The organism is Eubacterium sp. AF22-8LB (assembly GCF_003458715.1).
Lineage (GTDB): Bacteria > Bacillota_I > Bacilli_A > Erysipelotrichales > Erysipelotrichaceae > Holdemanella.
Genome location: NZ_QRVI01000001.1, coordinates 63,905 through 85,227, shown reverse-complemented (window position 1 = coordinate 85,227; position 21,323 = coordinate 63,905). Strand labels below are relative to the sequence as shown.

The following is a 21,323-nucleotide window of genomic DNA, read 5'->3' as shown; positions in this document are numbered from 1 at the left end:
GCAAGGAGATTTTTATTATGGTTGTCAGACAGATAAGAAATGCCACACTGTTTATAGATTATGCTGGTTTGAAATTTTTAATTGATCCGGTATTTGCTCAAAAAGCAACGTATCCTCCATTTCCGAGCCTGCTCCGTGCAGAGGAATATAACCCACTGGTAGATCTTCCGGTTCCGATAGAAGAAATATGTCATCCAGATGCTGTAATCATCACGCATCTGCATAGAGATCATTTTGATAAAGAAGCTGCACTACATTTAGAAAAAAAGATTCCTGTATTTGTACAAAACACAGAAGATCAGGAAACTCTCATAAAATATGGTTTTCAGGATGTCAGAATTCTCGACAAACACACAGATTTTCATGATGTAATACTTACAAAAACAAAGGAGCAGCATGGGTATGTAGGAAAAGAAGATCTGGAACGGCTGGGAAATGTCTGTGGTGTTGTATTTCGGTCAGTTTCAGAAAAAACGATTTATCTTGCGGGAGACACCATATGGAATCAAGATGTTTCGGATGCAATAGAGTCATATAAACCGTCCGTTATCATTGTAAATGCAGGAGCTAACAGTGCTATGGAGAAACAGCTGATCATGGGGAAAGAAGATGTACTCCTTGTTCATCAGAAAGCTCCGTCAGCACAGTTGATTGCCACACACATGGAAGCTGAAAATCACTGGGTACTTTCGAGAAAAGAATTGAAAGCATTTGCCAAGAAGAATGGTTTTTCAGATAAACTATTGATTCCGGAGGATGGAGAGAGAATTTATGTCAGATAATCTTGGAACAGGAAAAATATCCAGTCTGTTTATGAAAATGGTAATTCCTTCTGTAATCTCACAGTTAGTTGTATTGATCTATAACATGGTAGATCGTATATTTATCGGACATATACCAGACATCGGAAGCACAGCGCTGACAGGAGTGGGAATCTGTATGCCTGTTACATTGATTGTTTCTGCATTTGCACAGCTGACAGGTGTAGGAGGTGCACCTCTTGCATCCATGGCTCTAGGCAGAAATGATAAAGAAGAAGCAGAAAGAATTTTAGGAACCTGTTGTTTTGGGATGATTGTTGTCAGTGTGTTGCTGACAATCACAGGTCTGGTATTTTCTGAAAAAATACTGTTCTTTTTTGGAGCAAGCAGCAATACGATCTTTTATGCAAGAGAATATTTAAACATTTATTTAGCAGGTACTATTTTTGTTGAACTAACGATTGGTCTGACTGCATTTATCACTGCACAGGGTTTTACTGCTGTTACAATGGTATCCGTGACGACGGGAGCGATACTAAATGTATTTCTTGATCCGCTGCTGATATTTGGATTTAATATGGGAGTAAAAGGAGCAGCAATGGCATCTGTTTTTTCGCAAATGGTATCGGTTTTTATTGCTCTGCTTTTTCTTGTGAGGCACGAAAATTCTGTCAAAATGAGAATGAAATACATCCGTTTCGACAGAAAAAGGATATTCGCATCCATGAAATTAGGATTGTCTCCTTGTATTATGGTTGCGACAGAAAGTTTTGTTTCTATCGCTTTCAATCGTTCCTTATTACAGTATGGAGGAGATCTGGCAGTGGGAAGTATGACTATTTTTTCAACTATTATGCAGATGGTTACCATGCCATTGCAGGGATTTTCACAGGGAGCGCAGCCTATCACAAGTTATAATTTCGGGGCAGGAAACTGGAATAGAGTTTCAGAAAACTTTAAGTTGTTAGTTGCTGTCAGCATGATATATGCCTGCCTGTTATGGGGAATTATATTATTATTTCCCGATACATTTATTAAACTTTTTACTTCAAATGCTTCATTAGCAGAATATAGTATCAAAATGATTCGCATATATTTTGCGATAGTAGGGATGATGGGATTGCAATATGCCTGTCAGAATACATTTCTTGCATTAGGAAATGCGACAGTTTCTATTTTTCTTGCTTTATTAAGAAAGGTGATATTGCTGTTACCGCTTATTTTCATTCTGCCTCACGTCTTACCAGGACAGGTGAAAGCTGTTTTTTTGGCAGAACCGTTTGCGGATTTGATTGCAGTAACAGTTACAGGAATTTTGTTTTTTAGAAAATATGGGAAAAGCCTATGTAAAAAAAATGGCACTAATTAAGAAAATATATTTAGTAGAAATGTAGCAGAAGCACTGATTATGACAGTCGGTGCTTCTTTTTGTTCTAAGGCATTTTTGCACGCATATCTTTTAATCGCTCTAATGCCGCAAGTAAAGTTTCATCTTTTTTCGCAAAGTGGAAACGAATATAGCGATTTTCCTTCTCTTTAAAGAAACTAGATTCAGGAACGGCAGCTACACCGACGTTTTTAATGAGATCCACACAGAAATCTAAATCTGAATCGTAACCAAACTCACTGATATCGACCATGACATAGTAAGCTCCTTGCGGTTCGGTATGTGGAATGTTCAATTCTTTTAAGCCATTGATGAATAGATCTTTCTTATGTGTATATAGCTTTTGTAGTTCATCATAATAAGCATCACTAAATTCAAGCCCTACTACAGCTGCTTCTTGAAGTGGAGCTGCCGCACCAACGGTTAAAAAGTCATGTACTTTTTTGATTTGTTCGATGATATTTTCTGGGGCAATACAATAGCCTAAGCGCCAACCAGTAATGGAATACGTTTTAGATAGGGAGCTACAAGAAATAGTTCTTTCAAACATACCTGGTAAAGAGGCAAAATATGTATGTGTGTATGGAGCATATACAATGTGTTCATATACTTCATCCGTAATCACATATGTATCGTATTTTACGGCAAGACTAGCGATATATTCCAACTCTTCTTTTGAGAAGACTTTTCCACAAGGATTGCTTGGATTGCACAAAATCAAAGCTTTCGGATTTTGTTTAAACGCATTCTCTAATTCTTCTTTATCAAAGTTGAATACAGGTGGATGTAAAGGAACATAAATTGGATCAGCACCACAAAGAATGGTATCTGCTCCATAGTTTTCATAGAATGGAGAGAAGACAATCACTTTGTCATTTGGATCACAAACACTCATCATGGCTTCGGTACTTCCACAAGTGACAACGATGTTTTTGTTTGAATCTAAATCTAGATTCATATATTTTGATTGTTTCTTAGCTAAGGCGTCTCTAAAGTTCTGGGCACCCCAAGTAATCGCATATTGATTATAATCTTCATGAGCAACTTGTTCTAGTCGATTCAATATTTCTTTTGGTGGATCAAAATCAGGAAATCCTTGCGACAGATTGATCGCATCATATTCATTTGCGATTCGAGTCATTCGACGAATTACAGAATCTGTGAATGTCTCGGTTCTTTTTGATAATTCTTTCATAATCACACTTCCTTTTTTCATTTTTTGCATTGTATCATTTTTTTATGAATTGTAAAATAAAATTGAGGTGATATTCGATGGAAAAATCTAAAGTATACTATACGGATTTTCATGCCCGTAAATTTGGTGAGGGTCTACCGACAAAACTGCAATTGTTGGCAAAAAAAGCAGGAATTGCCGATTTGGATCTAGACGGAAAGTTTGTCGCAATTAAAATGCATTTTGGAGAATTAGGGAACATTGCGTATTTACGCCCAAATTATGCACGTGCTATTGTGGATGTGGTAAAAGAATTAGGTGGGAAACCATTCTTAACCGATTGTAATACAATGTATCCAGGATCAAGAAAAAATGCTTTGGAACACTTGGAGTGTGCCTGGCAAAATGGCTTTACACCATTAACTGTAGGATGTCCAATTTTGATAGGAGATGGACTAAAAGGAACGGATGATATTGAAGTGCCAGTTGTTGGTGGAGAATATTGTCAAACAGCTAAGATTGGTCGAGCTATTATGGATGCGGATGTATTTATTTCTTTGACACATTTTAAAGGCCATGAATCAACAGGTTTTGGTGGAACCATAAAAAATATTGGTATGGGATGTGGTTCGCGTGCTGGTAAAAAAGAACAACACTGTTCAGGTACTCCGCATGTTGATGAAAAACGGTGCCGTGGTTGTAAACAATGCTTTAAAGAATGTGCGAATAATGGATTGGAATATGATGAAACAACACATAAGATGCATATCAATGAAACAAATTGTGTTGGATGTGGACGTTGTTTAGGTGCATGTAACTTTGATGCGATCTCATTTAATAACTACAATGCGAATGAATTATTAAATAAGCGTATGGCTGAATACACAAAAGCCGTTGTGGATGGACGCCCTAACTTCCATATTTCTTTAATTGTGGATGTTTCACCAAACTGCGATTGCCACCCCGAAAATGATTTACCAATTTTACCAAACATTGGAATGTTGGCATCTTTCGATCCGCTTGCCCTAGATCAAGCATGTGTAGATTTATGTATGAAGGCAAAACCGATGCCAGGATCACAATTAGATAAACATCTACATGATCCAAACTTCTGTGATCATCATGACCATTTCACAAATTCGACGCCTGAATCGGAATGGAAATCTTGTTTAGAACATGCCCAAAAGATTGGCTTGGGAAATCGAGAATACGAATTGATTGAAATGAAATAAACAGTAGCCTAGGCTACTGTTTTGTTTAATATACGAACTAAAATTGGAACTACAATTAATTGAATGATAATACCTGGAAGACAAGTAATAAAGCTAGCCATCATAAATACAGATGGTGTATAGCCTTGTGTACTTAGTACAAATGTATTTACTAAACCATTCACAATTCTTCCTGCAAGCATCGCAATAATTAAACTCATGTATAATTTTGACATTTCGTTTTTGAAATTGATGTGTTTTTCACATAAACCAGTAACTAAACCATATACACCAAGTTCAATGACCATTTGAGGTAAAATCATAGCTGGAGGCATGCCTGTTGTCATACTTGAAAGAAAGGGCGTGATGATTCCACATGCCAAACCATAGGGTGCACCACAAAATAATCCACAAATCAATACAGGAATGTGCATAGGTAAAAATACACTTCCAGCATTTGGAATCATGTGAAAGGCCATTGGAAGTAATACGCCTAGGGCGATGCATAAAGCACAGGATACTAATTTTTTTGTTGTATTTTTCATAATCAGATTCCTCTTTCTTTTACTTAAATACAAATTCTTTTAAACGAGAAAATGCTTCTTCTACTAAACAAGTTGGTAAAGCTAAATTTATACGAATCGTATTTGGATTCATAAATGGACGGCCATCCTGCCAACATACACCATAGTGAACCCCTTTCTTTAAAAGTTCATCCATGGTGATATTGTGTGTATCTAAATACTTTGTGCAATCTAGATATAACATATAAGTGCCTTCTGGCTTAATGACTTCAATACCTTTGAAATGAGTGCAGATAAAATCCATCGCATAATCTACATTGTTCGCAATCACTTCATTTAATTCATTGACCCAATCCAATCCCTCTTTACAATAAGCACCGATTAGGGCATGAACACTTAAAATATTTGGTGAATTATAGTGAGATAAAGAAGCCTGCTTATTTAATCGGTCACGAAGATATTTATCATAAACAATATGATAAGAGCCGACTAAACCAGCAAGATTAAATGTTTTACTAGGGGCATATGCTGCAATGGTTCTATTTTTGGCATCTTCACTTACGGATTGTGTAGGAATATGTGTGTTTTCTTTACGTACTAGATCGGACCAGATTTCATCGCTAAATACTAAAACATCATGTTTTTTACAGATATCTATAAATTTTTGTATTTCTTCTTTTTTCCATACTCTTCCCGTTGGATTGTGTGGAGAACAGAATATCGCAAAATGAATATTGTTGGCAATGATTTTCTTTTCAATATCCTCATAATCTAGAGACCAATTATCATCCTTCTTTAATGGACTATCAATGATTTTTCTACCCAAATTATTCAATGTATGAATAAATCCAATATAACATGGTGACTGCACTAAAATGGGTTCGCCACTAGCACTAAAAGCCTCAAGTGCACTGGATAAAATACCAAGAACACCATTTTCATATCCGATAGCTTCTTTTTCCACATCCATGTTATGTGTCTCTTTTTGCCAAAATTGAATGGCTTTATAATAGGCTTCTGGCATTTCAAAATAACCAAAATGAGGTTCGTTGATTCTGTTGATCATTTGTCTTTGAATATTCTCAAAAACAGGAAAGTTCATATCTGCAACCCACATAGGGATTTGAGTAAAGTTTGGATCAACTTCTGCATCTTTAATAGGTAAAACATCAAGGGCAAGGGCATCGTGTCCTTTTCGGTTTAAAAGAGTTGTAAAATCGTATTTCATAATATAAGTTCTCCTTTGATACAATAATAGTATAATTTTTCGAAATTTGAAATATCGAACGATATCATGTATAATGCACGCATGATGGATAATACTTCAACTTTAAAAAGGATTGTCGACATATTGATCGACATCATCTATAAGACACATAGCCGTATTTTAAGTATGAATGATGCGTATGAATCTCAACTATCGGATAAGCAGTTGCATTTCATAGTTATTGGTTTATTAGGAATTGCGATGTTACTAGTGATTTATCCACTATTTAAGTGGATGGCAAAAAAACATCTAACAGTTTTAATTAGCTGGTTCTATGTGTTTACCGTACTTGTGGTTATCACCTTTGCGATTGAAATAGGTCAATGGTATTCGCACACGGGAGAAATGGACTTTAACGATATTTTGGCAGGTTTAGTCGGTTATTTTGCGATGTCCTTTATATTCCTGCTGGTGGTGGCGATTATCGAATTAATAAAATCGATTTTTAAGAAGAAATAATCAAAAGTTATTTCTTTTTTTTTGATTCTATTTGTGGGATGATTAGATTAGAAAGAAGGGATGCATATGCGTATTCGATTCTATAATGCACGAATCCTCACGATGAAGGATTTTGATATTTTTTCAGGAGAAGTCTGGATAGAAGATAATAAGATTATATATGTAGGAAAAGTGAAAGCTTCTACTTTTTGTTTTGACCGAGAAATAGATGTACGCCAGAATCTAATTATGCCTGGCTTTATCAATGCGCATACCCATTCTGGAATGACATTTTTAAGATCCATGGCCGATGATATGCCTTTACAGCAGTGGCTGAATGAAAAAGTATTTCCGATTGAGGCAAAGCTTTCAGAAGAAGATATTTATTATTTCTCAAAATTAGCTATATTAGAATATTTAACCAGCGGCATCACTTCCAATTTTGATATGTATATTAATCCAGAAGCTATTTTACACGCAAGCCTTGATATGAATTATAGAACAGTTTTGTGTGGTGCGGTCAATGACTTTTGTCTATCTGTAGAAGATGTAGAGCGTTGCTTCAATGAATACAATCAAGAAAATAGTTTGATTTCTTATATACTAGGTTTTAGTCATGAATATACTAATTCTAAAGAAAAAATTCAACAAGTAGCTGCATTATCTCATAAATATAAAGCACCTGTTTATACACATTTAAGTGAAACAGAATATGAAGTTAATACATGCAAAGAAAAGACGGGACGCAGTCCTGTTGAATACTTATGTGATCTAGGTGTATATGACTATGGCGGTGGAGCCTTTCATTGTGTGCATATGAGTGAACACGATTTAGCGTTATTTGAAGAAAAACACTTAAATGTTATCACGAATCCTGCATCCAATTTAAAGCTTGCCAGTGGTATAGCCCCAATCCAATCGATGCTTCAACGAAAGATTAACATATGTCTAGGAACGGATGGTGCGGCAAGTAATAATTGTCTAGATATGTTTAGAGAAATGTTTTTAGTGACGGGATTGGCAAAATATAAAGAGAAGGATGCTTCTGCAGTCGATGCATATGAAGTACTAAAAATGGCTACAGTCAATGCAGCCAAGGCTTTAAATTTAAATTGTGGGGTATTAGAAGCTGGAAAGTTGGCAGATTTAATTGTTTTAGATTTACATCAACCGAATATGCAGCCAATGAATAATGTCGCAAAAAATATTGTATACAGCGGATCTAAATCCAATGTAAAATATACGATGGTCAATGGAAAGATTCTATATGAAGATGGACATTTTCATGTAGGATTTGAGATTGAGACACTATATGATGAAGTACAAAAAAGGGTAGAGAGGTTAATGCGATGAATATACAGATTTTTGGGAAGAACAAGTGCTTTGATACAAAGAAAGCACAACGCTATTTTAAAGAAAGAAATATTAAGTTTCAGTTTATCAATTTAGATGAAAAAGAAATGAGTAAGAAAGAATTTGAGAGTGTATTAAGACAAGTAGGAATTGATTCTATGATTGATCCAAAGGCGAAGGATAAAGAATTATTGACGATGTTGAATTATTTATCGAATAAAGAGGAAAAGGTGTATCTTAACCAGCACATACTAAAAACGCCAATCGTGCGTAACGGCAAATTGGCGACAGTAGGTTATGAACCAAATGTATGGAAAACATGGGATTAGTCTTTGTATAAGAAACAATCTTTTTCGTGAGAATAAATAACACCAATGGCTTGAAGATAGGAGTATATAATGGTGCTTCCTACAAACTTCATGCCTCTTTTTTTTAAATCATTTGATATGGAATCCGAAAGAGTCGATGTGGTTTTTCCTGTTTCATAATTAATCTTCCCATGTGTAAAAGTACATAAATAATTATAAAAAGTTTGATACTCTTCTTGAATGGATTTAAAAATCTTCGCATTTGAAATACTCGCTTTGATCTTTAATTTGTTACGAATGATATTAGGATTGTTTCTTAATTGTTCTACTTTTTCTTCATCAAATTCAATCACTTTATCAATGTCAAAGTCTTCATAAGCCTCTTTAAAAGCTTCTCTTTTATTTAGAATACATTGCCAGCTTAGTCCTGCCTGAAAAGATTCAAGTATCAACATTTCAAATAGATATTTTTCATCTGTATTCAGTTTTCCCCATTCGTTATCATGATATTCAATATATTTTGGATTGTTTAGATTACACCACGTACATCGTTTCATGATTCCATTTTAAAGTAGATAAAATGTAGATTCAATGATAAAATTGAATCAGTTGGTTATTCTCGCATGAGAATAACGGGAAGGATATTATGCAAGATTCATTTGGACGAAACATAAATTATATGCGAATTTCATTAACAGACCGATGTAACTATGCTTGTTACTACTGCAAGCCAGATATCGCAAAACATCTTTGTCATTCGGATATATTAACGTATGAACAACTTTTAGATATTTGTAGATGTGCCGTTTTATTAGGAATCACGCGATTTAAAATTACGGGTGGAGAACCCACACTTCGTAAAGGATATATTGGATTTATTCGTAGATTGAAAGAATTAGATGGTGTTGAACAAGTAACACTAACGACCAATGGAAGTTTATTTTCGTTTTCTGATTTAGATGAACTCAAAAAGATTGGTATTGATTGTATAAATTTTTCAATTGATACATTAGATGAATCTGAATATTTAAAGATATGTAAGATAAATAATTTGAAGAAAATTCTTTTGAATTTGGAATATGCTTATAAGATTGGAATTGCGGTTAAAGTGAATTGTGTTGTGGATAATCTATTTTCATTTTCACGCTTTGAATCTATGTTGGAACTCATCAAAGATAAAAAGATTGCGCTGCGATTTATTGAACTGATGCCATTAAAGAATAGTGATCGAAACACAAAAATGGATGAATTGATTGAATATGTACAAAAGAATTATACATTAAATGTGTACGATAAAAAGCTTGGAAATGGGCCGGCACACTATTATAAAATAACAGATTATCAAGGCTATATTGGTTTTATTGAAGCGTTACATAATAAGTTTTGTCAAGACTGTAATCGTATACGCTTAAGTAGTGTAGGACGATTGAAATTATGTTTATTCCATATGGATGGTGTGGATTTAAAGCCATATTTAGATAATTTATCAGAATTAGAAAAAGTGATGAGAGAGTGGATATTCAAGAAGCCTAAGGAACATCATTTTGAGAAGGAAAATTCATCGACGGTGATGAATGAAATTGGAGGATGAAATGGAATTAACGCATTTTGATAAACAAGGAAACGCACGTATGGTGGATGTAAGTGAAAAGGATATCACTTCAAGAAGCGCCTGTGCTGTTGGAAGTATATTAGTGAATAAAGAGATTATTGAGAAAATCGAACATAGCGATATGAAAAAAGGGGATGTACTAGGTGTAGCTCGAATAGCTGGAATCATGGGTGTAAAAAAGACGAGTGATTTGATTCCTTTGTGTCATCCTTTAATGATCAATAAAGTAAATATTGATTTTGAAATCGATAAAGAGAATTGTTTGATCTACGCCTATTGTACAGTTAAGTGTAATGGAAAAACAGGTGTAGAAATGGAAGCCTTGACAGGTGTGAATGTTTGTCTTCTGACAATTTATGACATGTGTAAAGCTATAAGTAAAGATATGGAAATCAAGAATATACATTTGGTTTCTAAATCAGGTGGAAAGAGTGGGGATTTTGTATGGAAGGAATAATTAAAGCTATTTGTATCAGCAAACAAAAAGGAACGGAAAAACATCCAGTTCAAGATATTAAAATTATTGAAGATCATGGATTAGAAAATGATGCACATGCAGGCAAGTGGCATCGCCAGGTTTCTTTATTATCATATGAAAAGCGTGAAGAATTTAAGGCCAAAGGAGCCAATGTAGAGGATGGAGCCTTTGGTGAAAATTTACTTGTATCAGGTATTGAATTCACAGATTATCCTGTAGGAACACAATTTAAGATTGGAGACGTATTACTAGAACTTACTCAAATTGGAAAAAGCTGTCATTCACATTGCGCTATTTATCATCAAGTAGGACAGTGTATTATGCCTCATTTAGGGGTGTTTACTCGTGTAATACATGGTGGACATATTTGTGTTGGAAATAAAGTTGAAGTCATTGAAAATAAGGATTCTAGAATGCGCGTAGCCGTATTAACACTAAGTGATAAGGCTAGTGTAGGACAAAGAAAAGATGAGAGTGGTCCATTGATTAAAAAAATCATGACAGAACATGGATACAATGTGACGAGTGTAACGGTAATTGCGGATGATGAAAATGAAATTATTTCGCAATTGATCAATTTAAGTGATCGTTGCCAAAATGATTTGATTCTTACAACCGGAGGAACTGGGTTAAGTATTCGTGATGTGACGCCGGAAGCCACAATGAAAGTTATGACACGCAATGTTCCGGGTATTAGTGAGGCATTACGTTATGAATCGATGAAATATACCAACAAGGCTATGTTGTCACGTGGTGTAAGTGTATTAAGAAATCAAACGTTGATTATCAATTTACCAGGAAGTCCTAAGGCAGTAAAGGAAAGCTTAGATATTATTTTAGGCCCATTAAAACATGGTTTAGAAATCATGAAAGGGGAAGCGAGAGAGTGTGCAAGGAAATAACTTGGATTTAACCCCTATCTGGATATCTCTAAAAACGGCAAGTATCACAATTGTGATTACGTTTATTCTTGGTTTGCTAGCTGCATGGTGGATCTATTCACGAAAAAGTGAAGCATTGAAAATGATATTTGATGGACTCTTTACTTTGCCTATGGTTTTACCACCAACAGTAGCTGGCTTTTTCTTGTTGATGATCTTTGGCGTGAATCAACCCGTAGGCAAGTTCTTTATGAATGCATTTGGTGTTCGTATCGCATTTAGCTTTAGCGCTACCGTGATTGCAGCTGTTGTGATATCTTTTCCACTTATGTACCGCAATGCCAGGGGGGCTTTTGAACAGGTGGATATGGATTTGGTCTATGTCGCAAGAACTCTAGGAATGAGTGAATGGAGCATCTTTTTAAAGGTGTTAATTCCCAATGCCTTGCCGGGAATTATTAGTGGTGGAGTACTTGCTTTTGCGCGTGGTCTAGGTGAGTTTGGGGCAACGGCAATGCTTGCGGGAAACATTATAGGAAAGACAAGGACACTTCCGGTTGCTGTTTATAGTGAAGTGATGAGTGGAGATATGGATTCTGCTGCCTTTTATGTGTGGGTAATTATTGGTATTTGTTTTACAGCTGTAATCTTGTTGAATCTATATCAATTGTATGTTCGGAAGAAAAGGAGTTTCTAAATGTTAGAAGTACAAATATACAAAAAGCTTGCAGAGTTTGATTTAGATATTTCATTTCAAGTAGAAGACAATATATTAGGCCTTATGGGGGCTTCAGGCTCAGGTAAAAGTATGACATTAAAATGTATTGCAGGTATTGAAACACCAGATAAAGGGCGAATTACTTTGAATAATCGTGTTTTATTTGATTCCGAAAAGAAAATCAATATTCCCATTCAAAAACGCAACGTGGGGTATATGTTTCAAAGCTATGCTTTATTTCCTAATATGAATGTATATGAAAATATTAGTATGGGATTAAAAGCTAGAAAAGTGAACGATGTGGATTTTGTTGTTAAAAGAGTGATGAAACAATTTAGAATTAGTGAACTTGCTCCAAGATATCCTAAACAATTGTCAGGTGGACAAAGACAAAGAGTGGCATTAGCTCGTTTGATGGCGTATGAGCCCGATGTATTATTGCTCGATGAGCCGTTTAGTGCTTTGGATGAAGATTTAAAGGAAGATTTATTAAAGGAGCTTAAAAGCGAGCTTCGAATCTCAAAACCCGTTATTTTTGTATCACACAATAAGGAAGAAGTGAATTATTTGTGTGATCTAAAATATAAGATTAAAGACGGAGAAATTACATGAGAAAAGGTTTAAGTATTTTATTGGCTGGAGTGATGGCCACAAGTTTATTTGGGTGTAGTTCAAATAAACCGAAAGAAGAAGTAAAACTAACAATTGCAGCTGCGGCAAGTTTAGAGAATGCATTTGAAGATGAATTGATTCCTATGTTTGAAAAGGAGTATTCAAATGTGACAATCGAAGGTGTGTATGATAGTAGTGGAAAGCTACAGCTTCAAATTGAAAAAGGTTTAGATGCAGATGTTTTCTTTAGTGCAGCTACAACACAGATGAACGCTTTAAAAGATGAAAATTTAGTAGATGCGGATTCTATTTCAAATGTATTAGAAAATAAATTAGTATTGATCAAAGGAAAAGGCAGCAATACAACAGTAACTGGATTTGACAATATTAGTGCTGCTTCTATGATTGCGATTGGAGATCCAGAGGTTGTGCCAGCAGGAAGCTACGCAAAAGAGGCTTTGACAAATTTAGGTGTATGGGATTTGCTTCAAGATCGTCTAAGTTTAGCTGGAAATGTAACTGAAGTATTGTCTCAGGTTGAAGCAGGAAATGCAGAAGTTGGTTTGGTTTACGCGACAGATGCGGCAAGTAGTGATAAAGTAGAAGTAGTGGCAGAGTGCGATAATTCATTATTAGCTACACCAGTCCTATATCCAGTAGGTCGTGTTTCTAGTACAAAGCACAAAGATGAAGCGGATTCATTAATTAAATTCTTAAAGAGCGATAAAGCATTAAAAGTATTTAAGAAATACGGATTCAAAAAAGGAGAGTAATATGAAATTAATCAAAACTGAGGATGCCGTAGGGCATGTACTTTGTCATGATATAACGCAGATTATAAAGGGTGTCACAAAAGATGCCCTTTTTCGTAAGGGTCATATCGTGACAGAAGAAGATATTCCTTTATTGTTATCGGTGGGGAAAGAAAATTTATATGTTTGGGAAAATGACGAGAGTATGATGCATGAAAATGATGCAGCTATGGTTTTGCTAGACATGTGTAAAAATGAATATATGTCGTATGGTGAAATCAAAGAGGGTAAGATTGAATTAAAAAGTGACATCCATGGTTTGTTTAAAGTGGATCGTAAATCTTTGTTTACTGTGAATTCATTTGGACAAATGATGATTGCGACTCGACATGGAAATATGGTGGTTCATCCTGGAGATAAATTGGCAGGTATGCGTATTATTCCTTTGGTGATTGAAAAGGAAAAAATGGAGAAAGTCCGTTCTTTAGTTGTTTCTCCAATTCTAGAAATTAAGCCTTTTGTATTAAAAAAAGCAGCTGTGATCACAACAGGAAGTGAAGTGTATAAGGGAAGAATCAAAGATACATTTACACCCGTTATTCAGAAAAAATTAGCTGAGTTTGGTTGTGAAATGGTTTATCATGAAATTTGCGATGATGATGATAAAATGGTGACCAAAAAAATTAATGAAGCATTAAAACAAGGTGTAGATATTGTACTTTGTACAGGTGGAATGAGTGTGGATCCAGACGACAAAACGCCACTTGCAATCAAGAATACCGGAGCCAATATAATTAGTTATGGATCGCCTGTTCTTCCTGGAGCTATGTTTTTACTTTCCTATAAAGGCGAAGTACCAATTGTGGGGCTTCCAGGCTGTGTCATGTATGCCAAAAGAACGGTGTTTGATTTAATACTTCCTCGTTTACTCGCAAAAGATGTAGTTACCTATGAAGAGTTATGTGATTTAGGAGAAGGTGGATTGTGCTTAGGATGTAAGGCTTGCACATATCCAAATTGTGGTTTTGGAAAATGAGATATAAATTAAAGATTCAAATTGGCAACCAAGAAATGGATTTTGGCAAAGGCGTTGTCGAACTCTTAGACTTATGCGATCAATATGGCTCTTTATCGAGGGCCTATAAAGAAATGGGAATGTCAAATTCAAAGGCTTGGAAAATCATTAAAAGAGCTGAAGAGGATTTAGGCTATGAGCTAGTTCATACGATAAGTGGAGGAAATCATGGTGGTGGTTCTTTTTTAACACCGGAAGGGAAAATATTGGTTCATAAATATAAAGTATTCAAAGAAAAAGTGGATATGTATACGGACGAAGTGTTTAAGGAAATATTTGAAAATGAATAAAGAAAAAGTGTTGATTATTACTTTTAAGAGTATTCAAGATGTATTAGAACTAGAAAGCATCACAAAGAATGGACGTATGATTCCTGTTCCAAGCTGTGTTAAAGCTGGATGTGGTATGTGTTTTATGTCTAAGGATCTAAATATTGAAAAGTGGAGAGTTTTTTTAGAGGAAAATAACATTTCATATGAGGATATAGTTAGGGTGAATTTTTAATGAATGAGAAAATATATTGTAAGAGTGGTGGATGTAGTGCTAAATTAGGGGCTAAAAAATTAAGCCACATTTTAGAAAAAATTGATTCTTATAAAAATGATAATGTGTTGGTTGGCTTTGATTCTAGGGATGATGCAGCTGTGTATCAAATTGATGAAAGTCATGCCTTTGTATCCACGTTGGATTTCTTTCCACCTATGGTAGAAGATCCATATCTATATGGCCAGATTGCGGCAACGAATGCATTGAGCGATATTTATGCGATGAATGGTACGCCTAAAACAGCTTTAAATATTGTGTGTTTTCCGGATAATGAGGATTTGAATATTTTAGGTAAAATCATTGAGGGAGGAAATTCTAAGCTGGTTGAAGCTGGGTGTGCGTTGGCAGGAGGCCACTCTATTCGTGATGATTCAATTAAATATGGCTTGAGTGTAACAGGATTAGTAAATCCGAAAGACGTAAAGAAAAATAATGGGACTGAAAGTGGAGACGTCTTAATTTTGACAAAGCCACTTGGAGTAGGATTAACTTTAAATGCTTTGCGCATGGACGATTGTTCAGAAAGTATGCAGCAGCGTGTCTTTAAAAGCATGACTACGCTAAATAAGTATGCGTGTGATGCTTTAAAAAAGTATGATGTGCATGCTTTAACGGATGTGACTGGTTTTGGACTATTAGTACATTTAAATGAAATGTTAGATGACAAGAACAGTGCCATAATTTACAAGGATTCGATTCCTTGTTTTGATGATTGTAAAAGATATGTGGAAGAGTTCTATTTGAGTGGGGCTGCACAGACGAATCGAAACAGCGTAGAGGGTAAGATTTATTTTGATTGTGATTTCTTTACGGAAGAGATTTTATTTGATCCACAAACCAGTGGTGGATTGTTGGCAAGTGTATCTAAAGAAGATTTGATGGATATAAAAAAGAATTTTATAGAAAACAATCTCGAGCTATATGTTGTGGGTGAAGTTATTGATAAAAATGAATATAATGTATATGTGAGGTAGAGAGATGAAAACTTTAGATTGTAGAGGATTGGAGTGTCCACTTCCAGTCGTAAAAACCAAGGATGCTTTGAAAGAGGAGAATGTAGTTTCAACAATTGTAGATAATGAAATTGCGGTTGAAAACTTAACTAAATTTGCGAAGGTGAAGAACTATTCGGTAAGTTCAAAACAAGAGGGCAAGGATTATATTGTTGAAATTTCAAAGGGTGATGAAGAGGCTGATTTTGAAGTGGAATACACATATGCAGATTGTAGTTGTGCTAAACCTAAAATGGTAGTGGTTTGCGCAAGCAATGTGATGGGATCAAACCCGGAATTAGGCACTTTATTAATGAAATCATTCATCTTTTCTTTGACAAAGCAGGATGCTTTACCAGATGAAATGATTTTTTATAATGAGGGTGTAAAAATCACAACAACAAAGAATGAGACTTTAGAGGATTTGAAATATTTGGAATCAAATGGAGTTGAAATTGTAAGTTGCGGAACTTGTTTGGATTTCTTCCACTTAAAAGAAGAGTTACAAGTAGGATCTGTCACAAATATGTATGATATTGTAGAGAGAATGGAGAAGGCTGATAAAATTATCAAGCCGTAAGGATTATGGATAAATGTGTAATTGTGCGTGGTGGAGGAGACATTGCGACAGGAACAATCTATAAGCTTGTGAAGAGTGGATTTCAAGTCTTGGTGTTAGAAGTCGAAAAGCCAAGCGCGATACGAAGAAATGTTGCTTTTTGCCAAGCTGTATATGAAGGTGAATTTTCTGTTGAAGATATGACGTGTATTTTAGTTTCTACAATTGAAGAAGCAAAAGAAGTCATGTCAAAGAATCAAGTGGCAATGATGGTGGATCCAAATGGAGAAATGATTTTGAAAATAGAACATGTGGCCTTAGTGGATGCGATTCTAGCTAAAAAGAATTTAGGAACAACAATGGATATGGCGCCTATTACAATTGGTCTTGGCCCAGGTTTTTGTGCGGGCAAAGATGTACATGTTGTTGTGGAAACAATGCGTGGACATAATTTAGGAAGATTGATTTACGATGGTTGCGCATTGCCAAATACGGGTGTACCTGGAAATATTAAGGGATATTCTAAAGAAAGAGTGATTCATTCGCCTTGTGAGGGTGCTTGTCACAATGTAAAAAAGATTACAGATATTGTGGAAAAGAATGAAATTATTGCGTATGTAGACAAGACACCTGTTTATGCGAGCATGTCAGGGCTACTTCGGGGCTTGATTCAAGATGGATATTATGTAACGACAGGCTTTAAAATGGCAGATATTGATCCAAGAATCGGTGAATATCAGAATTGTTTTACGATTTCAGATAAAGCACGCTGCATAGCAGGAGGCGTCTTGGAGGCTATATTGCATGGTTTATCTTGATCAGGCAGCAACGAGTTTTCCTAAAATTGATACTGTGAAGCAAGCTGTCATAGAAGCTATGGAGGTAGCTGGAAATGCCAATCGCAGTGCGAATATGGATGCTTCGCGTTTGATTTTTCAAACACGAAAAAACGTGGCTAATTTTTTTCAAATACCAGATTTTCATCGTGTGATATTGAATAGTGGAAATACGGAAAGCTTAAATACATGCATCAAAGGAATCTTAAAAGAAAAGGATCATGTGATCACGACGTATGCAGAGCATAATAGTGTTCTTCGCCCTTTATATGAGTTAGAAAAGAAGGGGTTCATTTCACTAACAATTTGTTCGCCTTATCTAGAGGATATTAAAAATCAATTTCAGCTAAATACACGAATGGTTGTTATGACTCACAGTTCAAATGTGACTGGAGAAATTTTTGATGTGCAAGAAATTGGACACTATTGTAAAGAACATGGTGTGTTATTGATGGTAGATGCAGCACAGAGTGCAGGACATATTCCTGTGTCTATAGAAAACATAGATATCTTATGTTTTAGTGGACACAAAGGCCTTTTAGGTATCGGTGGTATTGGTGGTTTTTGTGTAAAAGACATTGAAGTAAAACCTTTGATTTCTGGTGGAACGGGTATAGATTCTTTTAGTCAAGAAATGCCCCATGCATATCCAGAGCATTTAGAGGCGGGAACACAGAATTTAGTTGGAATTGCGGCTTTAAATGCAGGTGTTCAATATGTTGCTTCGCATCAAAAAGAGATTATTGAAAAGGAACGTTTTTTATTAGAAAGACTATATTCAGGTTTAGAAGGATATGTAGAATTTTATTCGTCTTTACAAAATTCTACTTCGATTGTGGCATTCAATATTCCACATAAAGATAGTGCTTATGTGAGTGATGTACTGAATTATAAGTATGGTATTATAACGCGTTGTGGTGCGCATTGTGCACCACTTATGCATAAACATTTAAAAACAGAAGAAAAGGGAATAGTTCGCTTATCATTATCTTTTCAAAATTCAATTGAAGATATAGATTTAGCAATTTGTGCGATTCGGGAGATTTCAAATGATTATTAGTGTTATTGGTTCAGGTGGAAAAACAACATATATCCATGAATTAAAAGATAAATATGTATCACAGGGAAAAACAGTATTAATGTGTACAACGACACATATGTTGATAGAAGAGGATACTTTAGTCAATCCTAGTTTGGATGAAATAATGCATCAAATTGAAAAGTATGGGTATTGTCATGCGGGAAATTTGTGTGATGATAAAAAAATTTGTGCCTTAGATTTGAACTTGTTGAATCAACTTAAAAAAATGGTGGATGTGATTTTGATAGAAGCGGATGGTTCTAAACATTTACCTTTAAAATATCCGAATGAAAAGGAACCTGTCATTGATTTAGATTCGGATGAAATTGTATTGATTTCCAATCTGAAAGGATTGGGTAATCCTGTAAAGAATGTGATACATCGATATACGTTAATGGATATTGATCCGAATGAATTGGTTACACCTAAAATTATGCAGGATTTGATTCGTGTGTATTTAAAGAAGCTAGATAAACCTGTTAAAATTCATGTGAATGGGGATTCGAATCTATATACGCGTTGTCTAAAAACATTGTTAGAAGAAGATATAGATGTGGATTGCATTTGTGAAGATTGGTTTAAAACACAACCTAAGCTGGTGATTTTGGGGTGTGGGCATGTAAGTCAGTATTTAGCCAAGATGGCCAGTATTCTAGAACTGTATACAATCGTAATTGATAATCGCATAGAGTTTGCGAATAAGGAGTGTTTTCCAACCGCAAATGAAATTCATTGTATGGAATATAATCAAATGGATTCAATATTGCCAAATGAAGACAATACATGTTATGTGATTGTAACTCGAGGTCATAAGGATGATCGTCTATGTTTAGAAAAGGTTCTTTGGCGACCTCATTTATATTTAGGGATGATTGGCAGTAAAGGGAAAGTGAAAAAAACTTTTGATGCTTTGATTGAAGAAGGCTATTCAAAAGAAAAAATATCCCAAGTACATGCACCTATTGGTTTAGATATCAGGGCACAGACGCCAGCTGAAATATCGATTAGTATTTTGGCTCAATTGATTGAAATCAAGAATGCGAAGTTTAGCTCGAGTGTTTCTAAAGAATTGTTGGAATCCAATGTTCACGGAACATTATGCATTATTATTGAGAAAAAAGGCTCGGCACCAAGAGGTGTTGGAAGTATGATGCTCGTGTATAAAGATGGAATTATTGACACAATAGGTGGAGGAAAAGTGGAATATGAAGCTATATTAGATGCGAGGGCATGTAAAAAAGTCATGATCAAAGACTATAATTTATCCAATTCTAAGGGTGCGTCATTGGGCATGATTTGTGGGGGCTATAATAAAGTGTTGTTTATTCCAGTTTAAAGAGGTGTTTGATTTGAAAAAGAAAAGAAGAAGAGTAAGAAAATTTCTTGTGTTTGTGATAATCGTATTGATTATGATTATTGCGTTATTATTGGCATTGATTATGAAAAGAACGAATGATAATAAGGTGAGTCAGCCGCAACAAACACAGGAAGTGGTTTCTAAAAAAGAAGATACGGAAACGAATTTGCCAAAAGTGACAAAGGTCGATCAGAGCAAAGAGCCTTATGAGAATACTATCACGGTTTCAGATTTGGATTCTATTTATATTCTTGTAAATAAATATTCAGGATTGCCAGAAGATTATGAGCCAAAGGATTTGGTTGAAGTGCCTTCGAGTGGAGAAAATGCGAATGTGCGTATGCGTAAGCCTGCCGCAAAGGCATTTAATAAATTGATTGATGCAGCCGAAAAAGAAGGATTTATTTTGAATGCTTGTTCGGCATATCGTTCTTACGCTTACCAAACGGATTTGTTTAATAATGGAGCTGCAAGCTATGGTGAAGAGTATGCAGATCGTTATTGGACAAGACCAGGATATAGTGAGCACCAATCCGGTTTGTCTGTAGATATTCGTATGGATAATGATTGTAGTGATTTAGATGCTGTTCGATATAATTCACATTATGGTTGGTTATTAAAAAATATGCATAAATATGGATTTATTTTACGTTATCCGGATGATAAGGAAGATAAGACTAAAATAGCTCCTGAAAGCTGGCATTTAAGATATGTTGGTGTGGATCTAGCTACATATTTATATAAGAACAACTTAACTTTAGATGAATATTATGGAGCTTAGGCAATCTTTGGATTGCCTTTTTCTTGTTGATTTATCAAATGTTGTGTTGTATGCTAAAAAAAACTTATATAAAGGATAAAAATATATGGATATTGATTTAAAAATAATAGAAGGTGTACGAAATAAGAATGCGGATGCGAAAAAAGAGCTTATTTCATTGACACGAGAGTATTTGGTGCAGACCATTTATAAGCGCTATATTGGTCTAGAAGAAAAAGAAATTAATGATATTTTACAGGCAACCTATACATATGCATTTATGAATATGGACAAGCTAATTGATGATGCAAATTTTAAAAAATGGATTACTGTCCTGTTGAACAAACAGCTTCGTGAATATATGCGTGCTAAAGAAAATTCAGGTGTGACTACGGCTTTACGCGAATTGCCTCAATATCGACAATCCGATGTAGACGATTGTTTAAATGACATGCCAGAAAATCAAAAGACAGTTACAATCATGCATTGTTTGGGAAAATTAAAACAAAAGGATATCGCAAATCGATTAAAAATGAGTGAAGAGGGTGTCGCTCGTTTGTTGAAGAGTGGTAAACAAAAAGTGAAGGATGTATTAGATAAGAAGTGACAATTATTATTGTCCTTTTTTTTAATTTCGCATA

Annotated in this window: 26 protein-coding genes; 22 read left to right on the top strand and 4 right to left on the bottom strand. The window is 35.1% G+C overall.

The features are described 5' to 3' along the window. Positions 1-17: 17 nt before the first annotated feature. Positions 18-782 (top strand): MBL fold metallo-hydrolase, encoded by a 765-nt coding sequence (locus tag DWY01_RS00405; RefSeq protein ID WP_117992377.1) that lies wholly within the window; start codon positions 18-20, stop codon positions 780-782. Beyond that, entirely contained in the window at positions 772-2,130 is a 1,359-nt protein-coding gene (locus DWY01_RS00400) for an MATE family efflux transporter (RefSeq protein ID WP_243001926.1), read from the top strand. The genes DWY01_RS00405 and DWY01_RS00400 overlap by 11 nt, the downstream gene beginning before the upstream one ends. A gap of 64 nt (positions 2,131-2,194) precedes the next feature. On the opposite strand, the gene DWY01_RS00395 is transcribed toward DWY01_RS00400, so the two are convergent. After that, the gene (locus DWY01_RS00395; RefSeq protein ID WP_117992375.1) at positions 2,195-3,343 is read right to left on the bottom strand and encodes a pyridoxal phosphate-dependent aminotransferase; all 1,149 of its coding nucleotides are present in this window, start codon (positions 3,341-3,343) and stop codon (positions 2,195-2,197) included. 77 nt (positions 3,344-3,420) lie between these two features. On the opposite strand from DWY01_RS00395, the gene DWY01_RS00390 reads away from it, so the two are divergent. Further along, complete coding sequence (locus DWY01_RS00390; RefSeq protein ID WP_117992374.1) at positions 3,421-4,554, top strand: DUF362 domain-containing protein; 1,134 nt, start codon at positions 3,421-3,423, stop codon at positions 4,552-4,554. An 8-nt stretch (positions 4,555-4,562) separates the two neighbouring features. Here DWY01_RS00390 and DWY01_RS00385 read toward each other — a convergent pair whose 3' ends face one another. Then, the gene (locus DWY01_RS00385; protein ID WP_199519808.1) at positions 4,563-5,078 is read right to left on the bottom strand and encodes an ECF transporter S component; all 516 of its coding nucleotides are present in this window, start codon (positions 5,076-5,078) and stop codon (positions 4,563-4,565) included. Positions 5,079-5,097: 19 nt separating this feature from the next. Continuing rightward, complete coding sequence (locus DWY01_RS00380; protein ID WP_117992373.1) at positions 5,098-6,285, bottom strand: MalY/PatB family protein; 1,188 nt, start codon at positions 6,283-6,285, stop codon at positions 5,098-5,100. A 66-nt stretch (positions 6,286-6,351) separates the two neighbouring features. Between DWY01_RS00380 and DWY01_RS00375 the strand changes: the two genes are divergently transcribed. From DWY01_RS00375 to DWY01_RS00365, 3 genes are all read left to right on the top strand, one after another. Continuing rightward, a complete protein-coding gene (locus DWY01_RS00375; RefSeq protein ID WP_243001925.1) occupies positions 6,352-6,783 on the top strand; it encodes a hypothetical protein in 432 nt (143 codons plus the stop codon). A gap of 66 nt (positions 6,784-6,849) precedes the next feature. Further along, on the top strand, positions 6,850-8,115 hold the full coding sequence (locus tag DWY01_RS00370) for an amidohydrolase (protein WP_117992372.1): 1,266 nt from the start codon (positions 6,850-6,852) through the stop codon (positions 8,113-8,115). Then, positions 8,112-8,444, top strand: coding sequence for an arsenate reductase family protein (locus DWY01_RS00365; RefSeq protein ID WP_117992371.1), 333 nt, complete (start codon positions 8,112-8,114; stop codon positions 8,442-8,444). Before DWY01_RS00370 ends, DWY01_RS00365 begins: the two co-directional genes overlap by 4 nt. Here DWY01_RS00365 and DWY01_RS00360 read toward each other — a convergent pair. Next, complete coding sequence (locus DWY01_RS00360) at positions 8,441-8,980, bottom strand: DNA-3-methyladenine glycosylase I (RefSeq protein ID WP_117992370.1); 540 nt, start codon at positions 8,978-8,980, stop codon at positions 8,441-8,443. The genes DWY01_RS00365 and DWY01_RS00360 overlap by 4 nt on opposite strands. An 89-nt stretch (positions 8,981-9,069) precedes the next feature. Between DWY01_RS00360 and moaA the strand changes: the two genes are divergently transcribed. The 16 genes from moaA (at position 9,070) to DWY01_RS00285 (ending at position 21,289) form a co-directional block, all read left to right on the top strand. After that, positions 9,070-10,014 (top strand): GTP 3',8-cyclase MoaA, encoded by a 945-nt coding sequence (gene moaA, locus DWY01_RS00355; RefSeq protein WP_117992369.1) that lies wholly within the window; start codon positions 9,070-9,072, stop codon positions 10,012-10,014. Between the two features lies 1 nt (position 10,015). Then, positions 10,016-10,492 (top strand): cyclic pyranopterin monophosphate synthase MoaC, encoded by a 477-nt coding sequence (gene moaC / locus DWY01_RS00350; protein ID WP_199519807.1) that lies wholly within the window; start codon positions 10,016-10,018, stop codon positions 10,490-10,492. Further along, positions 10,480-11,415: an MOSC domain-containing protein gene (locus DWY01_RS00345; protein WP_117992367.1), complete on the top strand. Its 936-nt coding sequence runs from the start codon at positions 10,480-10,482 to the stop codon at positions 11,413-11,415. The genes moaC and DWY01_RS00345 overlap by 13 nt, the downstream gene beginning before the upstream one ends. Before the next feature lies 1 nt (position 11,416). Then, positions 11,417-12,091, top strand: coding sequence for a molybdate ABC transporter permease subunit (gene modB, locus DWY01_RS00340; RefSeq protein WP_117992476.1), 675 nt, complete (start codon positions 11,417-11,419; stop codon positions 12,089-12,091). Beyond that, positions 12,092-12,724 carry a sulfate/molybdate ABC transporter ATP-binding protein gene (locus DWY01_RS00335; RefSeq protein WP_117992366.1) on the top strand — a complete coding sequence of 211 codons (633 nt, stop codon included), beginning with the start codon at positions 12,092-12,094 and terminating at the stop codon, positions 12,722-12,724. After that, positions 12,721-13,497: a molybdate ABC transporter substrate-binding protein gene (gene modA / locus DWY01_RS00330; protein WP_117992365.1), complete on the top strand. Its 777-nt coding sequence runs from the start codon at positions 12,721-12,723 to the stop codon at positions 13,495-13,497. The genes DWY01_RS00335 and modA overlap by 4 nt, the downstream gene beginning before the upstream one ends. A gap of 1 nt (position 13,498) precedes the next feature. After that, the gene (locus tag DWY01_RS00325) at positions 13,499-14,512 is read left to right on the top strand and encodes a molybdopterin-binding protein (RefSeq protein ID WP_117992364.1); all 1,014 of its coding nucleotides are present in this window, start codon (positions 13,499-13,501) and stop codon (positions 14,510-14,512) included. After that, entirely contained in the window at positions 14,509-14,841 is a 333-nt protein-coding gene (locus tag DWY01_RS00320; protein WP_117992363.1) for a winged helix-turn-helix domain-containing protein, read from the top strand. The genes DWY01_RS00325 and DWY01_RS00320 overlap by 4 nt, the downstream gene beginning before the upstream one ends. Beyond that, the gene (locus DWY01_RS00315) at positions 14,834-15,055 is read left to right on the top strand and encodes a DUF3343 domain-containing protein (RefSeq protein ID WP_117992362.1); all 222 of its coding nucleotides are present in this window, start codon (positions 14,834-14,836) and stop codon (positions 15,053-15,055) included. The genes DWY01_RS00320 and DWY01_RS00315 overlap by 8 nt, the downstream gene beginning before the upstream one ends. Then, the gene (gene selD / locus DWY01_RS00310) at positions 15,055-16,071 is read left to right on the top strand and encodes a selenide, water dikinase SelD (protein WP_117992361.1); all 1,017 of its coding nucleotides are present in this window, start codon (positions 15,055-15,057) and stop codon (positions 16,069-16,071) included. Before DWY01_RS00315 ends, selD begins: the two co-directional genes overlap by 1 nt. Positions 16,072-16,075: 4 nt before the next feature. Continuing rightward, positions 16,076-16,669: a sulfurtransferase-like selenium metabolism protein YedF gene (yedF, locus tag DWY01_RS00305; protein WP_117992360.1), complete on the top strand. Its 594-nt coding sequence runs from the start codon at positions 16,076-16,078 to the stop codon at positions 16,667-16,669. A 5-nt stretch (positions 16,670-16,674) separates the two neighbouring features. Next, positions 16,675-17,466, top strand: a complete 792-nt coding sequence (gene yqeB / locus DWY01_RS11625; RefSeq protein WP_199519806.1) for a selenium-dependent molybdenum cofactor biosynthesis protein YqeB — start codon at positions 16,675-16,677, stop codon at positions 17,464-17,466. Continuing rightward, positions 17,453-18,544: an aminotransferase class V-fold PLP-dependent enzyme gene (locus tag DWY01_RS11620; protein WP_199519805.1), complete on the top strand. Its 1,092-nt coding sequence runs from the start codon at positions 17,453-17,455 to the stop codon at positions 18,542-18,544. The genes yqeB and DWY01_RS11620 overlap by 14 nt, the downstream gene beginning before the upstream one ends. Continuing rightward, positions 18,534-19,901: a selenium cofactor biosynthesis protein YqeC gene (yqeC, locus tag DWY01_RS00295; RefSeq protein WP_117992359.1), complete on the top strand. Its 1,368-nt coding sequence runs from the start codon at positions 18,534-18,536 to the stop codon at positions 19,899-19,901. Before DWY01_RS11620 ends, yqeC begins: the two co-directional genes overlap by 11 nt. Before the next feature lie 13 nt (positions 19,902-19,914). Further along, complete coding sequence (locus DWY01_RS00290; protein ID WP_117992358.1) at positions 19,915-20,703, top strand: D-alanyl-D-alanine carboxypeptidase family protein; 789 nt, start codon at positions 19,915-19,917, stop codon at positions 20,701-20,703. Between the two features lie 85 nt (positions 20,704-20,788). After that, positions 20,789-21,289, top strand: a complete 501-nt coding sequence (locus DWY01_RS00285) for a sigma-70 family RNA polymerase sigma factor (RefSeq protein ID WP_117992357.1) — start codon at positions 20,789-20,791, stop codon at positions 21,287-21,289. Positions 21,290-21,323: the final 34 nt, after the last annotated feature.